This is a genomic window from Kitasatospora sp. NPDC058170, from assembly GCF_042883905.1.
In the GTDB taxonomy this organism is placed as follows: domain Bacteria; phylum Actinomycetota; class Actinomycetes; order Streptomycetales; family Streptomycetaceae; genus Kitasatospora.
On the sequence record NZ_JBHVUV010000021.1, the window covers coordinates 172,919 to 192,177 of the forward strand.

The window sequence follows — 19,259 nt, forward strand, 5'->3', positions numbered from 1 at the left end:
GACCCCGGTCGGTGCCCTGTGTGCCAACACCTTGTCCCTGAGCGCCAGTACCCCGCCGCGACTGTCGCCCGGACGAGGCTGACACCGGGTCACCGAGCGGTGCAGGATGCCCTGGGCGGGAGGCGCGAGAGGGGAGACGGTGTGCTGGTCCTGGACACGAACGACCTGCCGAAGGGCGATCGGACGGCTGCCTACCGGACGGGGGCCGTCGAGCAGGGCGGTGTCGACATCGTCGAGGAGGAGGAGCCCGAGGAGCGGATGTGGAGGCGGATCGACCTCTGGAACATCGGCTCCCTCACCCTGTTCAACACCCAGGGCACCGGTTTCAGCATCGGCCGCTCGCTGGGACAGGCCCGGAAGGACGCGATGGAGGCGGTCGCGGTGGTCCTCCAGGTCCGGGGCGAGGGCGGCTTCTCGTTCGAGGACCACCAGCGCCGCCTGAGCCGGGACAGCCTGTCGCTCCTCCACATGCCGGACGGGTACGGCTACTCGTGGTCGGGCACCGGAAGCAGTCTCGCCTTCCTGCTCGACACCTCCGGCCTCACCGTACCGACCGACGCCGTGCGCGCGGCGCTCCCCGTCATTCAGCACAGCCCCGTCGGCATTCTCCTCGTGAACCACCTCAAGGGCTTGTACGCGGTCGCCGACAGTCTCACCGGAGGCCCCGAGACCGAGGCTCTGGTCAACGCGACCACCGAACTCACCCGCGCCTGGATCGTCTCCGTCGCCGGAGACGACCGGACCCGTCGCCGCACCGCCCGGGAGACCCTGCTCACCCGTGTCCTGGCGTACGCCCGGCTCCATCTGCGGGAACGAGACCTCGACCCCCGACGGATCGCGGCGGTTCACCACATCTCCGTCAGGACCCTCTACCGGCTCTGCGAGGACAGCGGCTTCAGCCTCGAACAGTGGATCATCCGGCGCCGCCTCGAAGGGGCCCGGAACGACCTGGTGGCACCGACCCACCGGCACCTGACGGTGGAGCGCATCGCCGGATCCTGGGGCTTCTCCGACGCGGCGTACTTCTCGCGCCGCTTCCGCCGGACCTTCGGTGCGACACCCAGCCAGTGGCGACGGATCGCCGGGGGCTGAAGACGTCCTCAGGTCTTCGGCACCCCTTCAGCCCGTCCCCGCCGTGCTGAGCCGTGTGCAGCGCCGGATGGCGATGCTGATCGGCAGCACCAGCCAGGTCGGCTCGACCGGCGGCTGGAACCACGCGGAGCTCTGATCCGGCGGCGCGGACCTGAGCGGAGCGGTCCGCCGCCGGTTGCCCTCCGCGAGCCCGGTCGGTCGGGCTCGCGGAGGGATGCCGCTCGTCCGAACCCATCGGTTCCCAACGAGACGTTCGAACTTCGCTGTTCGGTCACCTCCACTACAGTCGGGCCACTGATCTCGCACCGGAGGGGCTGCTCGCGATGGACATGGCTGACAGGGGCGAGGATCACCGTGGGACCACGTTCGCCGCGGAGCTGCGGCGGTTGCGACAACGGGAGCGGCTCACACTGGAGGCACTGGCGGAGTCCTCCGGGGTCAGCGTGCGAGCGATCGGCGGGCTGGAGCGGGGGCACAGCCTGGGGCCGCAGCGCAGGACGGTCACGGCGCTGGCCGACGGGCTGGGGCTGGGTGAGGCGGACCGGGTCCGGCTGGAGCAGCTTGCGGAGGCGGGGCGTCCGCGGCCGGTGACGGCACCGGCCGGCTGGTGCGTCCCGCCCCGGGAGCTCCCGGACTTCGCGGGGCGGGAGACTGAGCTGGCCCGTCTCGCCACGCTGGCCGCGGCGGGCTCAGAGGTGCCGGTCTCGGTGCTGTCGGGCCCGGGGGGTATCGGCAAGACCACCCTCGCCGTGCGGGCCGCGCGGCTGATAGCCGACTCGCGCGGCCTCGACGTGTTCTACGTCAACCTGCGCGGGCTGGATCCCGATCCGTTGGCGGCGCACGCGGCACTCTTCCGTCTGCTCAAGGCGCTGGCAGTCGCGGACCGAGACATCCACGACGAGGTCGACGGCCGGGCCGGGCAGTTCCGCACACTGTTCGAGCAGCATCCCGCCGTCCTGATCCTGGACAACGCCCGGGACGAGGAGCAGGTGCGTCCGTTGCTTCCCGGCGCGGGGGCGGGCCTCGTACTGGTGACCAGCCGCCGACTGCTGACCGGGCTGGAGGGCGTCCACCGGCTGCCGGTACCGACGCTGGAGGCCGCGGAGGGACGGCGGCTGCTGGCGTCGATCATCGGTGACGCCGACGGCCCGCGCGGCGAGGGGCTCGACGAGCTGGCCGCGGTGTGCGGCGGGCTGCCGCTGGCGCTGCGCATCGTCGGCAACCGGCTGGCCACCCGACCGGCGTGGACCGCGGGGGAGTTGGCGAACAGGCTGGCCGACTCCGGACGGCGGCTGGAGCAGATCCGGGCCGGCGACCTGCAGATCACGGCGGCGTTCCGGATGTCCTACGACCAGCTGAGTATGGCGGCCCGGTGCCTGTGCCGCCGGCTCGCCCTGGTCCCGGGCCCGGACTTCGACGTGGCCCTGGCCTCGGTCCTGGGCGGAGCACGGCCGCCGCGGGCCGCGGACCTGCTGGACACCGAGGACGTGCTGGAGGAACTGCACGAGCTGGGGCTGCTGTCCCAGTCCGACGACGGCCGCTACGGCTTCCACGACCTGATCCGGCTGTTCGCCGCCGAGCGCCTCGCGGCGGAGGAGGATCCGGCCGAGCGCGCGGTCCTGACGCGGACGGCGGTCGCATGGCTGCTGGAGGTGACGGCCGCCGCCGGTCTGTGGTTCGACCCCGATCACGGGGCCGCACCGGCGCACTGGCGGCATCCGGTGGACCTGTCCACCTCGGAGGTGGCCGAAGCCTGGCTGCGGGCCGAGTCCGAGAACTGGTTCGGCGCGGTACGCGTCGCCGCCACGGAGGGCTGGGACCGCCTCGTCGTCGACACCGCGGACGCACTGCACTGGTTCTCCAACCAGTGGATGCTGTGGCCTCATTGGCAGGAGCTGTTCACGCTGTCCGCCGCGGCCGCGCAGCGGGTCGGTGACCCGGTCGCGCAGGCGACCCAGCTGTACAACCTGTCCTGGGCGACGGCCCAGAACGGCGACACCGAGCAGGCGGTGGCGTCCGCGCTGGAGGCGGCGCGGATCGCCGAACAGGCCGGCGCGGCACGCCAGCGGGCCTGGGCCCTGCATTTCGCGGCGCGGGCGAGGATGACCACCGACCCGGCGGCCTCGCTGCCCTACTCCGAGCAGGCGGAGCAGCTCTTCGCCCAGGTGGACGACTGGACGGGCCGGACGACCGTCCTGATGTCGGTCGCCGTCACCCTGCTGGGCCTCGGTGAGCCCGGCGCGGCGATCGAGAAGCTCCGGGCGGGCATCGAGATCGCCCGCCGCCCGCCGGCGGGCGAGGCCTGGCAGACCGTCGCCGACGTCCTGCTGACCTCCGGTCACTTCTATCTGGCCACGGCGCACCAGGCAGTCCAGCAGTACGACCTGGCCGAATCCGCCTACCGGACCGCCGCCGACAACGCCGGCCGGACCGGCATGACACTCCACCAGGGCCGCGTCCAACTGAAGCTGGCCCAGCTCCAGCACCAGCAGGGCCGGTTGGCCGAAGCCGCCTCGACCCTGGAGGCGGCGCGGGAACTGTTCACCGCAGCGGACGCTACCGCGGAGATCGCGGCGACGGAGGAGCTGCTGAAGGCATGGAGCGGCACCGACGGCGGCTGAGCGGCCCTGAGCTGCCCCTGCGCGACCCCGCCGGCGCTACCGGGTCACCTGCTCCAGCGCGTCGCGGAGGGCGGCCCGGCTGGTGATCCCGAGTTTGGGGAAGAGCTGGTAGAGGTGGGTCGAGACGGTGCGGGGCGACAGACAGAGCCTGACGCCGATCTGTTTGTTGGAGAGTCCTTGGGCGGCGAGCCGGGCGATCTCCCACTGCTGGGGCGTCAGCAGTCCGCGGTCTCCGCCTCCGTGAGCCGCTTCGCCACAGGCGCGCAGTTCGGCCCGCGCGCGGACGGCCCAGGGTACGGCACCGAGCCAGTCGAAGGTCTCGACCGCGGCGGTGAGGTGCTCCCGGGCCCGGGCGGGTGCCCTGGTGCGGCGCAGTCGTTCGCCGTAGTAGAGGCGGATCCGCGCCTGTTCGAACGGCCAGCGCCCGGTGCCGTCGACCGCCAGCGCCTCCCGGTACCGGGACTCGGCCTCGTCGTCGTCCTCGGCGGCGAGGCCGGCCGAGGCGAGTACCACCATCTCCAGCCGCGGTGAGACGGTGTGCAGGCCTGCGACCCGGGCGGCGGCCACCAGGCTCAGCGCCTGCTCGCGCCGTCCGGTGCGCACCGCGGCCTCGGCGGCGTCCAGGAAGACCCACAGGGCCTGCCCGACGAACGGGGCCAGTGTCCCCGGCGCGGAGATGACGCCCAAGTGCCGGTACGCCTGCTCGAACTCGCCCCGCGCCAGGGCGATCGTGGCCCGGACCTGTGCGGCGTACCGGCGTACGGCATCGGCCCGCCGGGCACCGGCCCACTGGTCCGTCCGGTCGGCGAGGAGGCGGGCCGCGTCGAACTCGCCGCAGGCCGCGGAGACGCAGGCGAGGGTGAAGTTCGCCGTCCATGACCGCAGCGGGTGGTCGAACTCCTCGCACAGGTCCAGTGCCTCCCGGCACAGGCGGCGCGCCTGCGGCCACTGCCCGGCGAACCATGCCCGGCTGCTCAGCAGCGAGAGGGCCTGGATCGCCGGGAGGATGTTGTCGCCCCTGCTGCCACCGGCCGCCATGCGACGCAGCGGCTCGTCGACCAGGTACAGGCGGTCGCCGTAGGCGCAGGCCGTGGCCACCTTCAGGATCCGGACCGGATCGCGTTCGCCGGTCAGCGTCTCGGCGGCGGCGTCGAGACGCTCCCAGTCCGAGCCCCGGGCCCGCGCCGGGTCCCCGAAGACGGTCCGCATCAGGTGGAGGGTGTCCGGCACCGGGTCGAGCCCGGCCGCCAACGCGTCGAACTCCGCCCACAGCTCGGGGCGTCCCCCGTACACGCAGACCATGAGCAGGGCCGCGAGCGCCTCCGGCACGGCCGCGTCGGGGTGTTGGGCCGGGTGCTGGGCCGACCGCCGTTGCTGGGCGACGGCCCCGCCGAGCAGCCGGAAGGCCGCGTCGACGTCGCCGTAGCTGTTGAGCAGGAACACCGAGGCGGCCATCGCCGCAGGCAGTGAGTCGGCCGCGGGGTCGGCCCGGCGGGCTTCCTCCAGCAGACGGGGGACATCCCGCAGACCGCCGGTCAGGCTGGCTCCGACGTAGGCGGCCTTGGCCAGCAGACGGGCGCGTTCCGCTCCGGTCGGGCTCAGTTCGGCGGCGCGCACCAGGGCTCCCGCCGCGTTCGGCCCGTCGCCCCGGCGTGCGCTGACCTCGGCGGCCTCCTCCAGCAGGGCCGCGATTTCCGCGTCGGGCTCGATCGAGGCCCGTGCCAGGTGCCAGGCCCGCTGCTCGGGTACCCCGGTCCACGCCTCGGCCAGCGCGCGGTGGACGCTGCGCCGTTGGTCACTGGCCGCCAGGTCGACCACGGCGGAGCGGATGAGCGAGTGCCGGAAGGCCAACCGCCCGGTGGCGTCGTCGATGTGGACCAGTTGCACGCGCTCGGCCGGCGCCAGGTGCTTCAGGCCGCAGCGGCCCGCGACGGCGCGCCGCACGACCTGGAGGTTGCCGCTGCCCTCCAGCGCCGCGACCAGCAGCAGGTGCCTGGTCGGGGCCGGCAGGGTCTCGACGCGGGCGGCGAAGGCCGCCTGCAGCCGCTGGGTCAGCGGAATTCGCTGCGGCAACGGCGCTGCCGCGGTGCGCTGCGGGTCGGTGAGGGCGGCGGGGAGTTCCAGCAGCGCCAGCGGATTCCCCTCGGCCTCGGCGACCAGCCGGCGGCGGACCCGTGCGGCCAGGGCCGGGAACCGGTGGGTGAGCAGTTCCTCGGCGTCGGCCGGGCTCAGTGGGCCCAGTTCGTGGACCGGCAGGCCGACGTGGTCGAAGAAGCTCGGCTCTCCCGGTCGGGCGGCGCACACCAGCCCCGTGCCGGTCCCGGCGAGCCGACGTGCGACTCGTTCCAGGACTGCGGCGCTGGAGCGGTCGAGCCACTGCGCGTCGTCGAGCACCAGCAGGCCGGGTCGGACGGTGGACAGGTTCTTGAGCAGCAGGATCACGGCTTCGGCGACCGCGTCGGGGCCAGGGGCGATCCCCGGTTCGAGGCCGAGTGCCGCGGCCAGGACCGGTGCCCCGGTCACGGCCTCGCGCAGCTCGGGCGTGGCCGTCAGCAGTTGCAGCAGGGCCGAGCAGCCGGCCTGGGAACGGTACTGGACGCCGGTGGCCCGCAGGACCCTCAGGCCGTGCCCTGCGGCCCGGGTGGCCGCGGCGTCCAGCAGGGCTGTCTTGCCCACACCGGGCTCGCCCAGCAGCACCACCGATCCGCCCGCGTCCGGGACGCCGGCGACGAAGTCGTCGAACCGAGCCAGGTCCGGGGACCGGCCGACCAGTGTCCCGTGCGGAGTGCCCGGTGTCGTCCTCGGGGCCGATTCGTCGAGCATGGTGCCGTGCCTCCACCGCAGGTGTTCGGGATGCCTTCATTGAAGTCGTCGGGCACGTCGGCGAGCCAGGCACAACCACAGGCAGAAGTGTCGCGGCGAGCGATCGGTGGTCGATGGCACTACGTCAGATGACGGGAGCCGAGCCGGTATCGGCGCTCGTACCGTCAGTGGTGGGACCGGAGGACCGGCCCCGCACCTGACTGGAGGAACGATGGACCAGACCCGCGGCAGTGTCGTGCTCGTCCACGGAGGCTTCGTGGACGGCTCCGGGTGGCAGGGCGTCTACGACACGCTGAAGGCCGACGGCTACGACGTGGCCGTCGTCCAGAACCCCACCTTCTCCCTGGAAGGGGACGTGGCCACCACGCACCAGGTGATCGAGGGGATGCCCGGTCCGGTCACCCTGGTCGGGCATTCCTACGGCGGTGCGGTCATCACCGAGGCCGGTACCCACGAGAAGGTGGCGGCGCTGGTCTACATTGCCGCGTTCGCCCCGGACCAGGGCGAGTCGGTCGCCACCCTGATCGCCGACCCGCCGCCGGGCGCACCGGTGCCGCCGATCCTGCCGCCGGTCGACGGCTTCCTCCTCCTGGACCGGGACGCGTTCGCCGGGGCCTTCGCGGGCGACCTGCCGGAGGCACAGGCCCGGTTCATGGCCGACTCCCAGGTCCCCTGGGGCCTGGAGGCCCTCAACGGCGCGGTGTCCCGGCCGGCCTGGCGCTTCAAGCCGTCCTGGTACCTGGTCGCCGCCGAGGACCGGATGATCCCGCCGCCGGCTCAGCGCGCGATGGCCGAGCGGATCGGTGCCATCACCGTTGAGACCCCTGGCAGCCACTCGGTGTATCTGTCGCAGGTCACTGCTACCGCTGACCTGATCAAGAAGGCCGCGCGCGGCTGACCACCCCGGCCCGACCGTCCGCCCTCCCCCGATCGAACGTGACAAGGAGTCCCATGAGTACGGAGTTTTCCCGCCGCACGATGCTGGCCGCCGGAGCGGCGCTGGCCGGATCGGCCGCGCTGACGGCAGGTGCCGGAGCGACGGCCGCCGCCGCGGCCCCGAGCGGCACCGACGAGAGGAAGCCCAGGGTGAAGCCCACCGTCGTCCTGGTGCACGGCGGCTACGCCGACTCCTCCTGCTGGAACGCCACCATCGGCGAACTGCAGCGCAAGGGCTACCCCACCGTCTGCGGGGCCAACCCGCTGCGCGGCCTCCCGACCGACGCCCCGTACATCGCGAGTCTGCTGGACAGCATCCCCGGACCGGTCGTGCTGGTCGCCCACTCCATGGGCGGAACGGTCATCACCAACGCCGCCGCCGGGAAGGCGAACGTCAAGGCCCTGGTGTACGTCGCCGCGTTCGTGCCCGACGTGGGCGAGACGCAGGGCGAGCTCATCGGGAAGTTCCCCGGCAGCGAGGTGCTTCCGGTGAGCGTGCCGGTGCCGTACACCAAGGCCGACGGCACGACCGGGACCGATTTCTACCTGGGCAGGGACGGCCAGGCGGCCTTCGCCGCGGACATCTCCAAGGCCGAGTTCCGGATCCTCCAGGCCACCCAACGGCCCTTCGACGCCGACTCCTTCACCTTCCCCACGACGGCCGCCGCCTGGCGGACGATCCCGTCCTGGGGCCTGGTCGCCGGCCGGGACAGGGCGATCCCGCCGGCCTGCGAGCGGTGGATGTATGCCCGCGCCAACGCCCGCAAGGTCGTCGAGGTGCCGACCTCCTCCCACGTGGTGATGCTCAGTCACCCCGAGGTCGTGGCCGGGCTCATCGACGACGCCGCCAGGGCGGTCGGCTGACCCTGTCGGTGAGCCCTTGCAGGAGGGGCCGGCCGCAGCGAAGCGGCGGCGTCCGTCGTGCCAGGCATCGACGGGCGCCCGGCCCGGCCACTGCCGGGAGAGCATGTGGCCGAGCCGGGAGTTGAACGAGGGGGCCCGACGGTGCGGTGGCGCCCCGGGTGACTCCCGGTCTCACCACCAGCCGGGTCCTGCCCGAGCGGCTGCCGGCCGCCGTTGGGGCTGGGCGTCCTCACCGGACGGGCGGTCCGGTCCGGTGAGCGAGGTCTGAAGCCGGTCCAATGGTACGGTCACCGCCGCCACGCGCCTGCCGCCGCAGCCCGAACGACGTACTCCTCGAACGTCCGGGGCGCCCGCCCCAGCACTGTGGCCAGGTCGACCGTCGTCGCCGCGATCAGGCCGCGTTCCATCATGACGAACATCTCGGCGATGTGGTGGGCGTCTTCCTCGCCGAGACCCTGGTCGACCAGCGTCCTGGCGTAATCGTCGGGGGAGATCCGCCGGTAGGCGATAGGCAGCCCCGACGCCCGGGAGATGAGGTCGACGGCCTCGCCGAAGGTGAGCGCACGCGGTCCGCTCAGCTCGTAGACCCGACCGGTGTGCCGGCCGGGTTCGGTCAGCACCGCGGCTGCGGCATCGGCGACGTCCTCGACGTCGACGAACGGCTCGGGGACGGTGCCCGCCGGGAGCGCCAGCTCCCCGGCGACCAACGGGGCGTGGAAGAGGCCCTCGTCGAAGTTCTGGGCGAAGTTCGACGCTCGCAGGACGGTCCACTCCAGGGCCGAGCGGCGTACGGCATCCTCGGCCGACCGCATGTCCAGGCCGAAGGCGGAGTCGCCCCAGGTGTCGGCGCCGCGTCCGGAGAGCAGGGCAAGCCGCCGCACCCCGGCGGCCTCGGCCCGGGCCACGAACCCGTGCACCGGGCCCGCCACGCCCGGCGCCACCACGTAGGCGACGGCGACGCCCCGCAGGACCGCGTCCCAGCCGCCGGGGTCGGACCAGTCGAACGGCGTCGGGCTCGACCGGGAGGCGGCGCGGACCGGCACACCGCGCACCCTGAGCCGGGCGACGATCCGCCGGCCGGTCTTGCCCGACGCGCCGAGGACGAGAGTGGTGCCGTTGATCATGGCGCCAGTTGAACACAGCCTGTACGCGGCGTTGAGCAGTTCCTGGCTGGGGTCGGGGAGGATCTCGGTGGCGTAGCGTTCCATCAGTTCCGCCGCCGGCTCAGCGATGCTGAGCCGGCGGAGGGGCGGAGCGGCTCCGGGGCGGGCCGGTGTGGCGTCGGAGAGGAGGAATTCCTTGATGGCACCCGGGGTGAAGAAGACCATTTGGCCGCGTGGTGCCCGCGGTTGCGGAAGCGGTGCCGCGCCGCGAGGGACGAAGAAGAACCCGCCGGGGCCGGCGGTCACGGTCTCGTCGCCGCTGAGGAACTCCAGCTCGCCCGAGATCACGTAGAACGCCTCGTCGTGATCGTTGTGGACGTGCGGCGCGGGGCCGCCCTCGGGTGGCACGGTCGCCTCCAGGAAGGTCAGGGCCCCGTTGTCCTTCATGTGAAACGAGTCGTGACGTGCGTTGCCCGTACCGCCCGCTCGTGGCGGACCCGCAATGCCTGCCCGACCGCGCCCGGTCGTCGTGTCGGCCTCGCAGGTCGTGAAGGCGAGTGGTTGCCGACCAGGTGCGCAGAGGCTCCTCCCCGATCTCCTCAGGAAGCGGGCGCGGCTCCTGACCGGCTGTGGTCGCGGACGGTCCACGACGGGTGGGTGTTGACCTGGGACACGGTGGCCCCGGTCAGCCGCTTGTAACGGGCCGAGATCCGCTCCGCCTCCCCGGGCGGCAGGGGCCCGGGGAGTGCCTCGGCCCGCGCGATGGTCTCCTCCGGCCCCAGTTGCCGGTTGGCCAGCACGATCGCGTTGACGGTCGGACGGCGCATCCGGTCGTAGCGGTCGAGGGCGGCCACGGGGTCGTTGTCGCGGGCCAGGCACCAGGCCAGCACCCGGCTGTCGACGACGGACTGCGAGCCGCCGTTCATGCCCATGGGGAACATCGGGTGCGCGGCGTCGCCGAGCAGGGTGACCCGGCCGAAGCTCCAGCGCGGCAGGGGGTCGCGGTCGGTCATCGGGTACTCGAGGATCGCCGGGGAGCGTTCGGCGAGCGCCGCGACGTCGATCCACGGCAGGTGCCAGGACGACAGCGCGGCGCGGGCCTCCGCGGCGGGGACGCGACGGCCCGGGCCGCCCGGGGGCGGTCCGTCCGGGCCGTGGCGTACCTCCAGCACCCAGTTCACCAGGGTGTCGGCGGCCGGGGTCGTGCTGTCCCCGATCGGATAGGCGATGAACTTCGCGCCGGGGGTGCCTCCGGCCACCACGATCGTCCGGCCGTCGAGGACCCTCGGGTGCGGTGCGACCGCGCGCCACATGTGGACGCCGTTCCCGTTCGGCGGGCCCTCGTCCGGGTAGAGCAGGCGGCGGACCGAGGAGTCGATGCCGTCGGCGCCGATCAGGACGTCGGCGGTGTCGACCGCGGGCCGACCGCTCGCCCGGTCAAGGAACCGGGCGCGGACGCCGTCCGCGTCCTGCTCGAACCCCTGGAACAGCAGGCCGGTACGGACCGCGTCCGGTCCCAGCCGCTCGCGGACCGCCGCCAGGAGCAGCAGTTGCAGACGGCCGCGGTGCACGGAGTACTGCGGCCAGCGGTAACCGGTGGCGCGGCCGAGCGTCTCCTCCCACACTGTCCCGCCCGTCCAGTCGCGGTAGGTCAACCGGTGCGGCGGCAGCGCGACGGCGGCGAGTTCCTGTTCCAGGCCGAGTTCGGCGAGTTCCCGGACGGCGTGCGGCAGCAGGTTGATCCCGACGCCGACCGCCTCGACCTTCCGCGCCGCTTCGTACACCCGGGGCGCGAAGCCGGCGGCGTGCAGGCTCAGGGCACAGGTAAGTCCGGCGATGCCGCCGCCGACGACGGTCACTCTCATCTTCTGTCCTCGCACTCCGCCGGAGCCGCGGGTCCGGCCGGTACCCCGGTCACCAGCATCGGCGCCCCCGGAGCCCGGGTCCAATAGGCGTTGCTGATGGCAGCCGTCACGGCCGCTGATCACACCGCGCTTCGTCACCCCGCGGCTCGTCGTACCGGGGAGCTCGAAGCCGACGGCGCCCCGTCCGGAACCCGGCTGCTCAGCTGCGGAATTGATAGTTTGTCGGCCATGGAGCTCCGTACGCTCGAATACTTCGTCGCCGTGGCGGAGGAGCGCTCGTTCACCAGGGCGGCGGCCCGCTGCCATGTCGTCCAGCCCGCGATCAGCCAGCAGATCCAGGCCCTGGAGAAGGAGTTGGGGGAGCCGCTGTTCGAACGGCTGCCCCGGCAGGTGGTGCTCACCTCCGGGGGCGCGGCCCTGCTGCCGCACGCCCGGGCCTGTCTGGCGTCGGCCGCGTCGGCCGTACTGGAGTTCGCCGAGCGGTCGGGCCTGCTCGGCGGCTCGTTCGCGCTGGGGACCGTCGGGGGCCTGGAAGGCACCGGCGTCCCCCGGCTGCTGGGGGAGTACCACCGTCGCTACCCCAGGGTCGCGGTGAGTCTGGTCGGGGCGTCGAGCCCCTCGCTGCTGGCCAGGGTCCGCGCCGGGGAGATCGACGCGGCCGTGGTCGCCGGGCCGCCGGACGGCGAACCGGCCGGTGTCGCCTCACGGGTGCTGCTGGAGGACCGGATCGTCGCGGTCCTCCCCGCCGGCAGCCGGCCCGCGGACCGTCCGATGCCCCTCGACGAGGCGGTCCGGGGCCCGGTCATCAGCTACGGCCCCGACAGTGGCGTGCACGCATTCGTCCGGGCGGCCTTCGCCGCCGCGGACCTGCGACTGGACATCGCCTACGCCACGAACGACGTCGCCCTCCAGCTCGCGCTGGTCGCGGAGCGGATCGGCACCGCCCTCACCTCCGGCGCGAGTCCGGTGCTGGCCGCCGACCGGCGTTTCGTCGTCGTGCCGCTGGAGCCCGCCGTCCGGTTGCGGAAGGTGTTCGTGTGGCGGGAGGGCGCCCGGCCGAGCGCGCCCCTGCGCGCCTTCCTCGACCTGTGGACGGAGCTGTCGGACCGCCCGGCGTCCGCCACCGCCGACCCCGGTGCCGCCGTCGACGGATGACCTCCGGCCCGGCCCGTCACCCCCGGGCGGGGAACTCGGGCGTGGAGCGGGCGGCCTCGCGGTAGTGCCGGGGGGACAGGCCGGTTGCCCGTTTGAAGGCGTTGCTGAAGGCACTGTCCGAGCCGTAGCCGAGGGAGCCCGCGATGGCGGACAGGGGCGTGTCCGTACGGCGCAGGGTGTGCTGGGCCAGCCGCATCCGCAGGCGCCGCAGGTAGGCGAGCGGCGGGACGCCCGTCAGATCCTTGAACCGCTGGGCGAAGCTGGTGCGCGACATCGTGGCCGCGCGGGCCAGTTCGGCGAGGGTCCAGGGGCGGGCGGGGTCGGCGTGCATCAGGCGCAGTGCGGGCGCGAGGCGCTCGTCGGCCAGCGCGCGCAGCAGTCCGGCCGGGTGGGCGTCGGCGCCCCCGTGGGCGAGCAGGGCGCGCAGGACCTGGACCAGGAGCAGCGGGGCGAGGTGGCCGAGGGCGAAGGAGGCCCCGGGCCGGTCGGCGGAGAGCTCGCCCAGGGCCTGGGCCAGCAGCCAGCGGACAGCGGTCGCCTCGGCCGTCGTCGCGCCGAGGCGCAGCACCGGAGGGAGCGCTCCGGTCAGCAACTCCTCGGCGGCGGGGTCGAGTTCGAGGCAGCCATCGAGGGTGACGGTGTCCCGGCCCTCGGCCCCGGCGTGCAGGAAGGGCCCGGTCGCGCCCTCGACCGGCGGCGGCGCGTCGGCCGAGGGCGCCTCCGGACCGCTCGCCAGCGTGTACGGGCGGTCGCCGACGAGGACCGCCGCCTCGCCGGCGTCGAGGCGCACGGGCTGCCCGCCGTCCACCGCCAGCCAGACGGTGCCCCGCAGGATGGCCCGGACGGTGAGCCTTCCCGGTGCCGGGAAGGCCAGGGCCCAGGCTCCGGCGGCGGTCAGACAGCGCGGCAGGGTGCAGCGGACAGCGGTGAGTTCGAGGGTCTCGGCGACGAGGTCCCCGCGGAGCGCGGTGCCGGAAGCGGGGGTTGGTGACGACCGTGGTGCAGCCATGCGCGGACTTTCGCGCAAGTCGTACGGACGGGCAAGCATTCACACGTCGTTGTCAACCGGACACGATCAGTGGCGGGACGTGTGCGCACTTGATCCCGTGCGGACCGGCCCCGGCCGCCGACCGGCGGCCGCAGGACGAATTCCAGGAGGCAGTTCCCATGGGCGGATTCCAGGACCGCGACAAGTTTCACCCGGACGAGGTCGTGCTGTCCGCGGCCGAACTGGGCGTCATCGCCGAGCTCGCCGGCATCGTCCGGGCCGAGCCGGCCGAGTCCACCGACGAGGACTGACCCGGCCCGCAGTCGGTAGGTCCACGACGCCGGGCCGCGGCCGCTCGCACGCCGACGGCTGCGGTCCGGCGCTCCCGCATGCCCCAAGCACGACACACCCGGTACCACACACCCAGCACCACACATCCGGCACGACAGACGGGACGGCCGTGACCACCACCTACAGCGCACCTCCCCAGGCCGGGGAGCGCGGCCTCGCGCCCCGGCAGGCGTTCGCGAGGGCCGCAGCCGCGATCGCCGCCCTCGGCCTGGAAGCCGATCTGGCGCCGATCCTCGACGGCAGCCCCGGAACATGGCGGTGCGTCCTGCGCCGTGACGGCGTGCCGCTGCGCACCGGTCTCGGTCTCGGCAAGGGCGGCCGGGCGGAGGCGCGGGCGGGCGCTCTGTTCGAGGCGCTGGAGCACCATCTCAGCGGGGTGGAGGGGCTCGACCCCGACGGGATCCGGCTGGCGTCCGCGCACCGGCTCGCCGCCGGCCCGCTCGGGCGGGACGTCGCCGTGGCGCTGCTCGCCCAGGCGCCGGACCGGCCGCTCGGCTGCCTGCCGTACCGGTCGCTGCTCGGCGGTCCGGACGTCGACGTGCCGATCTTCCTCTCCGTGCCCGAGTATCTGCGCCCGGCCGGAGAGAGCCTGCGCCACCTGGTCGGGGACGCCTACGACTACCGGTCGGTGGGCCGCTACTCGGTCAACAACGGCTGGGCCGCCGGGGCCGATCCGGTCGAGGCCGCGGTGCACGCGATCAACGAGCTGATCGAACGCGACGCGCTTTCCGTGCTGCTGATCAACACCTTCCTGCGCGAGCGTCCGCGCCGCCCGGCCGTCGTCGACCCGGCGACGCTGCCGTCCGTGCTCGCCGACCTGGTGGAGTTCGCCGCGGCGCGCACCGGCCGGCCGGTGCACCTGATCGACATGACGACCGATCTGGGCGTGCCGGCCTACGCGGCCCACCAGAGCGCGCCCCCGGGGCGGCCCGCCCGGATCTGCGGCTGGGGGGCCTCGCTCTCCCGCGAGTACGCGATCTCCCGCGCGGTGAGCGAACTCGTCCAGCTGCACAGCACCATGGACCTCCGGGAGCAGTACGTGCACCTGCTGCCCGAACAGCGCGACGACACCGGGCCCTACCCTGCCCTGCACGCCTGCTACCTGTCGGACTTCACCGCGGCCCTGGCGACGGCCGAGGTCCGGCCGTTCGAGCCGACCGAGGTGCCCGACACCCCGCGCGGCCACCTCGACCGCCTGCTCGGCCTCCTGGCGGAGCGGGGGTTCGCGGTGTACCGGCGCGACCACCACGTCACGCCGCACGTGGCCGTGGTCAATGTGCTGGTGCCCGGTCTGGAGCGGTTCATGCTGGTCACCGACGGCCAGGTGGTGGTGCCCGGCGAGCGCGGCCTCGCGGCGGCCCGGGGTGAGTGAGTCGCGCGGGCCAGGGGCGGGTGAGCTGCAGTGGCGGCCGCTCGTCCGCGATGACGCGCCCCGGGTGGCGGGCCTGCTGGCCGCCTGCGAGGCGGCCGACCGGACCGGCGACCGGCGCGGCGCCCGGGAACTGCTCGACGACTGGGCGGCGACGGGCATCGACCTGGCCGCTGGCACGACATCGGCCTGGACCGGCTCGGAGCCGGTCGCGTACGCGGTCAGCCGGACGCGTGAACACGCGGACCCGGTCCACGAGATGACCCTGGACATCGCCGTGCACCCCGCCCACCGTACGCCGGACACCATGGCGGACCTGTTCGCCTGGTGCGGCCGCACCGCGGTCCAACGGCACCGGGAGCGGTTCGGCGACGGTACCCCGCTGGAGCTCCACATCCGGACGCACGGCCACCAGCGGTGGCTCGCCGAGGCGCTCGACACCGCGGGCCTCCGACGGGTCCGCCGCTACCGCGGCATGCGGCTGGACCTGGCGGCGCACGTGCCGGCTGCCGCGCCGGTGCTGCCGTCCGGCAGCGTGCTGGTGCCGTTCGAGGACCGCTACGACGCCCTGCTGCTGGCGGCCCGCAACGCGATCTTCGCCCGCAATCCGGGCAGTGTCCCGATGACGCCCGCGACCTGGCACCATTCGGTGACCGGGAACCCGTACTTCCGCCCCGAGTCCTCCTTCCTTCTGCTCTCCGCCGACGGCCGGGAGCTGCTCTGCTACCTGCTGTCCACCGAACTCGCCGTTACAGGGCAGGACCCTGAGCTGTACCTCGCCAACGCGGGTACCCGCCCCGATCTGCACGGGCGGGGCCTGTACCGGGCCGTGTTCACCCACACACTCGCCCGTGCGAAGGACCACGGTTACCGGTGGGCCGTCATGGACGTCGATTCCACCAATGCCATGGCGACCGGGGGCTTCTACGAACGCCTCGGCGCGCGGACGTTCCGTACCTGGACCGGGCACGTGCTGGACCTCGACCCGCGGCACGAGCCGAAGGGGGCCGTGGTCCGGACACTCGCACCCCCGCCGCCCTGACCGGGCTGTCGAATCAGGTCGTCGGCTCGGCCCCGCAGGCGAGATCGCCCGCCGGACGTCGTCCGGTGGTCAGGAACACGGTCGCCGCGTCGTTGACGCAGGTGTTGCGGCCGAACGGGTAGACGCCGTGCCCGCCCTGGTCGGCGGTCACCAGCCCGGCCCGCCGGCCGAGGGCCTGCCGCAGCTCCTGGGCTCCGACCAGGGGCGTGCCCGGGTCGCGTTCGTTCTGCACCATCAGAATGTTCGACGGGCCCCGGTCGTCGATGTGCACGGGCGGTTCGGGCCGCTCGTGGGGCCAGAACGCGCACGGTCCGATCGATCCCGTGGAGCCGCCGACCAGCGGGTACCGCACCCGGTCGGTCGCGGCATTGCGCTGGTACACCTCGACCTCCGCGGGCCAGCGTGAGTCGCCGCAGATCACGTGGAGGCGGGCGGCCAGCAGGTTCTCCGAGGCCGGGGGCGGTGGCACCGGCCTGCCGTGGTCGAGCGCCTGCCAGGCTTCGGCCAGTACGGGCATCAGTACCTCGAAGTAGAGGCGGTCGAAGGTCATCCCGCGGAACAGCGTCCCGTCCATACCGCCGACCGGTTGGGCGTCGAGACGGTCGGCGAGTTCGTGGAACTTGGCGGTCACCTGCTCCGGGGTGGTGCCCAGGCCGTACTGGGGGTGCGCGGCCGCGAACTCGGCGAAGTCCGGGAACCGGTCCTCCATCCCGCGGCCGAGCAGGCGGAAGGCTTCGAGGTCGTAGCCGCCGGGCCCGAGGTTGCTGTCGAGCAGGATCCGGTCGCCGCGCCCGGGGAACATCGCGGCGTACGCCGCGCCGAGGTAGCTGCCGTAGGAGGTGCCGAAGTAGGAGGCCCGCGGCTCGCCCAGCGCCGCGCGGATCCGGTCCATGTCGCGCGCGGTGTTCGCGGTGGTGGTGTGCGGCAGCATCCACCCGGTCCCCGAGTCGGCGCACTGCCGGGCGACGGCCCGCGCGTTCTCCGCCTCCCGGGCGACGTCGGCCGCGGTGTGCGCGTACGGCGGGAAACTGCCGCGTTGCTGCTGCCACGGCGTCAGATCGCAGGTGACCGGTGTGCTGCGGCCCACACCCCGGGGGTCGAAGCCGATCACGTCGTAGGAGTCGAGGACGTCCTTCGGCAGCCCCGCAGCGGCGAGGGCCGCCGGGTAACCGAGCCCCGCGGCGCCGGGGCCGCCCGGGTTGGTGAAGAGCACACCGCGGCGCTTGGCGGGGTCCCTGCTCGCCATCCGGGAGACGGCGATCTCGATCTGGCGGCCGTCGGGGTGGCGGTAGTCCAGCGGTACGTCGAGCGTCGCGCAGTCGAGAAGGGGGGACTCGGCCTCCTTCGGGCACGGGCCCCAGCTGAGGGATGGCGGCGCGGCCGCCGCGGTGTTCGCGGTGGCCGTCGGTGTCCCGGGATGCACGACCACGGCGACCGCGGTGCCCACGAGGGCGAGGGACAGGGCTCTCCTGTACATACGATGCCCTCCTGGGCTGCTGCTTCGTCCACTCGTCAGACGGCAGGCGGCGTACTCGCTCTCACCCCCGGCAGGGGGCGGAACCGCCGAAGTGGTGGAGTCTTCGCCGGTCGCTGCCGACCGCGTCCCGGGGCGGTGACTACCGTCGGGGGAGTCTGCTGCCCATCGGGAGGTGTCGTGCTGGCGAGCGTATCGACGACCACGACCGCTCGACCGGTCGGCACGCCGTGCTGGACGCCTTCCTCGGCGGCGACAGATTCGGCGTCGAGCCCCGGGGTGATCGGCACCGTGTTCCCGGCATCCGGGAGGCGCGGGCCGGGCCTCTCTGGAATCCTGGCAGTGAGGCGCTTGCCGGTACGCAGCGAGGAGCCGACATGTCGGGACTGTTCGAGACGAGTGTCGAGGTGGACCGCCCGGTGGAGGAGGTCTTCGCCTATCTTGCCGACGGCCGACACGACCCCGAGTTCAGCCCCAGGGTCCTGGAGATCGCGAAGACCCCGGACGGCCCGACCACCGTCGGGACGGTCTTCCGCAGCACCGTGAAGGACGCCGGGATGAAGACCTCCCGACAGTTCCGCATCACCGAACTCGAGGCTCCGCGCACGGTCCGCTGGACCGAGGAGAGCAAGAACCTGATCACCGCCGAGGGCGGCTACGACCTGGAGGCGCTGCTGGACGGCCGCACCCGGGTCCGGATCTTCAACACGCTGGAGGGCCACGGAATCGGCAAGGTCCTGGCCGGCCCGGCGCTCCGCGCGGCCCGCAAGGACGCCCCCGCATTCGGCCATCGGATCAAGGCTGCGATCGAGGGGTCCTGACCTCGGCGGTGCGACACGCCGCCCCTCGGCGGAGCGGATGCCCGGGCGCCGGCCCGCTCCGCCGTAGCAGGCGAGGCGAGTCCGACGGGCGGCCGTGACGCAGGAACGCTGTTCTTTCCGCCGTTCCTCTTCCGCCGTGCGCACCCGCCGGGGGCGGGGAAGCCCGGCACGCCGGGTGGGTGCGCCGCCGGTTCAGAAGATGGACCAGCCGGTGTGGGTGGTGAGGGTGTCGAGCGCGGTAATGCCCGCGATCGAGTAGGACGGGGTGGACGGCGTCGTCGATGCGTTCGAACAGGTTCTTGTAGTCCATGCCGGTCCCCCTCCGCGGGCAGGACGCCGTTGTCCGGCCCGGAATTCAGCATGCGCCGGGGCGCTCGCCGGGGGAAGAGCGCCCGAAGCGGAGCGGGCCGGTGTTCGGAGTACTGTCGCGGGACGCCGGCTGGGGTTCCAGGTGCTGGCGTACCGAGATCGAGCCGTCGGGGTTCCGCCAGGTGGACGAGTTCTCCGTCCGGGCGGACACGAGTTCGCCGACCGCCTTGGACTCCGGAGCAGCCGCGCGGATGCCGCCGCCGGGCGGCTCGGGAGCGGGGCGTTCCAGCGAGTCGGCGTGCAGCCCTTTCGGCTCGTGGACCACCGGTCTTGCGTGCTGCGCGGGAGGAGCGCCTCGTCGGCCGCCTTCTCCAGGGCAGCCAGGGCGTCGGGGCCCAGATGCATCCCGGCGGCGTCGTGATGGGCCCGAACGGTCGTGGAATCCA

General features: G+C 73.5%; 14 protein-coding genes and 1 pseudogene. 9 read left to right on the plus strand and 6 right to left on the minus strand.

Annotation, left to right across the window (positions count from 1 at the left end):
* Positions 1 to 141 precede the first annotated feature (141 nt).
* Together ACFVVX_RS24115 and ACFVVX_RS24120 are read left to right on the plus strand one after the other, a co-directional pair.
* Positions 142 to 1,092 carry a helix-turn-helix domain-containing protein gene (locus ACFVVX_RS24115; protein ID WP_387948664.1) on the plus strand — a complete coding sequence of 317 codons (951 nt, stop codon included), beginning with the start codon at positions 142 to 144 and terminating at the stop codon, positions 1,090 to 1,092.
* Positions 1,093 to 1,415: 323 nt separating this feature from the next.
* A complete protein-coding gene (locus ACFVVX_RS24120; RefSeq protein WP_387948665.1) occupies positions 1,416 to 3,713 on the plus strand; it encodes a helix-turn-helix domain-containing protein in 2,298 nt (765 codons plus the stop codon).
* Between the two features lie 36 nt (positions 3,714 to 3,749).
* On the opposite strand, the gene ACFVVX_RS24125 is transcribed toward ACFVVX_RS24120, so the two are convergent.
* Positions 3,750 to 6,536 (minus strand): AAA family ATPase, encoded by a 2,787-nt coding sequence (locus ACFVVX_RS24125; RefSeq protein WP_387948666.1) that lies wholly within the window; start codon positions 6,534 to 6,536, stop codon positions 3,750 to 3,752.
* Between the two features lie 211 nt (positions 6,537 to 6,747).
* Here ACFVVX_RS24125 and ACFVVX_RS24130 point away from each other — a divergent pair, with 211 nt between their 5' ends.
* A complete protein-coding gene (locus ACFVVX_RS24130) occupies positions 6,748 to 7,434 on the plus strand; it encodes an alpha/beta fold hydrolase (RefSeq protein WP_387948667.1) in 687 nt (228 codons plus the stop codon).
* 53 nt (positions 7,435 to 7,487) lie between these two features.
* Complete coding sequence (locus ACFVVX_RS24135; protein ID WP_387948668.1) at positions 7,488 to 8,336, plus strand: alpha/beta fold hydrolase; 849 nt, start codon at positions 7,488 to 7,490, stop codon at positions 8,334 to 8,336.
* A gap of 287 nt (positions 8,337 to 8,623) precedes the next feature.
* Here ACFVVX_RS24135 and ACFVVX_RS24140 read toward each other — a convergent pair whose 3' ends face one another.
* The 3 genes and pseudogenes from ACFVVX_RS24140 to ACFVVX_RS24150 form a co-directional block, all read right to left on the minus strand.
* Positions 8,624 to 9,460 (minus strand): NAD(P)H-binding protein, encoded by an 837-nt coding sequence (locus ACFVVX_RS24140; RefSeq protein WP_387948682.1) that lies wholly within the window; start codon positions 9,458 to 9,460, stop codon positions 8,624 to 8,626.
* Positions 9,461 to 9,712: 252 nt separating this feature from the next.
* Positions 9,713 to 9,886: pseudogene (locus tag ACFVVX_RS24145) on the minus strand (cupin domain-containing protein); the annotation flags it as partial.
* Between the two features lie 152 nt (positions 9,887 to 10,038).
* Positions 10,039 to 11,304, minus strand: a complete 1,266-nt coding sequence (locus ACFVVX_RS24150) for an FAD-dependent monooxygenase (RefSeq protein WP_387948669.1) — start codon at positions 11,302 to 11,304, stop codon at positions 10,039 to 10,041.
* 228 nt (positions 11,305 to 11,532) lie between these two features.
* On the opposite strand from ACFVVX_RS24150, the gene ACFVVX_RS24155 reads away from it, so the two are divergent.
* Positions 11,533 to 12,459: a LysR family transcriptional regulator gene (locus ACFVVX_RS24155; protein WP_387948670.1), complete on the plus strand. Its 927-nt coding sequence runs from the start codon at positions 11,533 to 11,535 to the stop codon at positions 12,457 to 12,459.
* A gap of 16 nt (positions 12,460 to 12,475) precedes the next feature.
* Here ACFVVX_RS24155 and ACFVVX_RS24160 read toward each other — a convergent pair whose 3' ends face one another.
* Positions 12,476 to 13,468 (minus strand): cupin domain-containing protein, encoded by a 993-nt coding sequence (locus tag ACFVVX_RS24160; RefSeq protein ID WP_387948671.1) that lies wholly within the window; start codon positions 13,466 to 13,468, stop codon positions 12,476 to 12,478.
* Between the two features lie 158 nt (positions 13,469 to 13,626).
* On the opposite strand from ACFVVX_RS24160, the gene ACFVVX_RS24165 reads away from it, so the two are divergent.
* From ACFVVX_RS24165 to ACFVVX_RS24175, 3 genes are all read left to right on the plus strand, one after another.
* Positions 13,627 to 13,758, plus strand: a complete 132-nt coding sequence (locus tag ACFVVX_RS24165) for a hypothetical protein (RefSeq protein ID WP_387948672.1) — start codon at positions 13,627 to 13,629, stop codon at positions 13,756 to 13,758.
* 149 nt (positions 13,759 to 13,907) lie between these two features.
* The gene (locus ACFVVX_RS24170; protein WP_387948673.1) at positions 13,908 to 15,170 is read left to right on the plus strand and encodes a YcaO-like family protein; all 1,263 of its coding nucleotides are present in this window, start codon (positions 13,908 to 13,910) and stop codon (positions 15,168 to 15,170) included.
* Positions 15,163 to 16,209 carry a GNAT family N-acetyltransferase gene (locus tag ACFVVX_RS24175; protein ID WP_387948674.1) on the plus strand — a complete coding sequence of 349 codons (1,047 nt, stop codon included), beginning with the start codon at positions 15,163 to 15,165 and terminating at the stop codon, positions 16,207 to 16,209. The genes ACFVVX_RS24170 and ACFVVX_RS24175 overlap by 8 nt, the downstream gene beginning before the upstream one ends.
* Positions 16,210 to 16,222: 13 nt before the next feature.
* Here the strand turns inward: ACFVVX_RS24175 and ACFVVX_RS24180 are convergent, their stop codons facing one another.
* A complete protein-coding gene (locus ACFVVX_RS24180; protein ID WP_387948675.1) occupies positions 16,223 to 17,686 on the minus strand; it encodes an alpha/beta hydrolase in 1,464 nt (487 codons plus the stop codon).
* Positions 17,687 to 18,060: 374 nt separating this feature from the next.
* On the opposite strand from ACFVVX_RS24180, the gene ACFVVX_RS24185 reads away from it, so the two are divergent.
* On the plus strand, positions 18,061 to 18,504 hold the full coding sequence (locus tag ACFVVX_RS24185) for an SRPBCC family protein (protein WP_387948676.1): 444 nt from the start codon (positions 18,061 to 18,063) through the stop codon (positions 18,502 to 18,504).
* Positions 18,505 to 19,259: the final 755 nt, after the last annotated feature.

Coding starts and splice junctions, on each gene's coding strand:
- ACFVVX_RS24130 (WP_387948667.1), top strand. CDS start 6,748: ATGGACCAGACCCGCGGCAGTGTCGTGCTCGTCCACGGAGGCTTCGTG.
- ACFVVX_RS24135 (WP_387948668.1), top strand. CDS start 7,488: ATGAGTACGGAGTTTTCCCGCCGCACGATGCTGGCCGCCGGAGCGGCG.
- ACFVVX_RS24140 (WP_387948682.1), bottom strand. CDS start 9,460: ATGATCAACGGCACCACTCTCGTCCTCGGCGCGTCGGGCAAGACCGGC.
- ACFVVX_RS24155 (WP_387948670.1), top strand. CDS start 11,533: ATGGAGCTCCGTACGCTCGAATACTTCGTCGCCGTGGCGGAGGAGCGC.
- ACFVVX_RS24180 (WP_387948675.1), bottom strand. CDS start 17,686: ATGTACAGGAGAGCCCTGTCCCTCGCCCTCGTGGGCACCGCGGTCGCC.
- ACFVVX_RS24185 (WP_387948676.1), top strand. CDS start 18,061: ATGTCGGGACTGTTCGAGACGAGTGTCGAGGTGGACCGCCCGGTGGAG.
- ACFVVX_RS24125 (WP_387948666.1), bottom strand. CDS start 6,536: ATGCTCGACGAATCGGCCCCGAGGACGACACCGGGCACTCCGCACGGG.
- ACFVVX_RS24150 (WP_387948669.1), bottom strand. CDS start 11,304: ATGAGAGTGACCGTCGTCGGCGGCGGCATCGCCGGACTTACCTGTGCC.
- ACFVVX_RS24160 (WP_387948671.1), bottom strand. CDS start 13,468: ATGGCTGCACCACGGTCGTCACCAACCCCCGCTTCCGGCACCGCGCTC.
- ACFVVX_RS24165 (WP_387948672.1), top strand. CDS start 13,627: ATGGGCGGATTCCAGGACCGCGACAAGTTTCACCCGGACGAGGTCGTG.
- ACFVVX_RS24120 (WP_387948665.1), top strand. CDS start 1,416: ATGGACATGGCTGACAGGGGCGAGGATCACCGTGGGACCACGTTCGCC.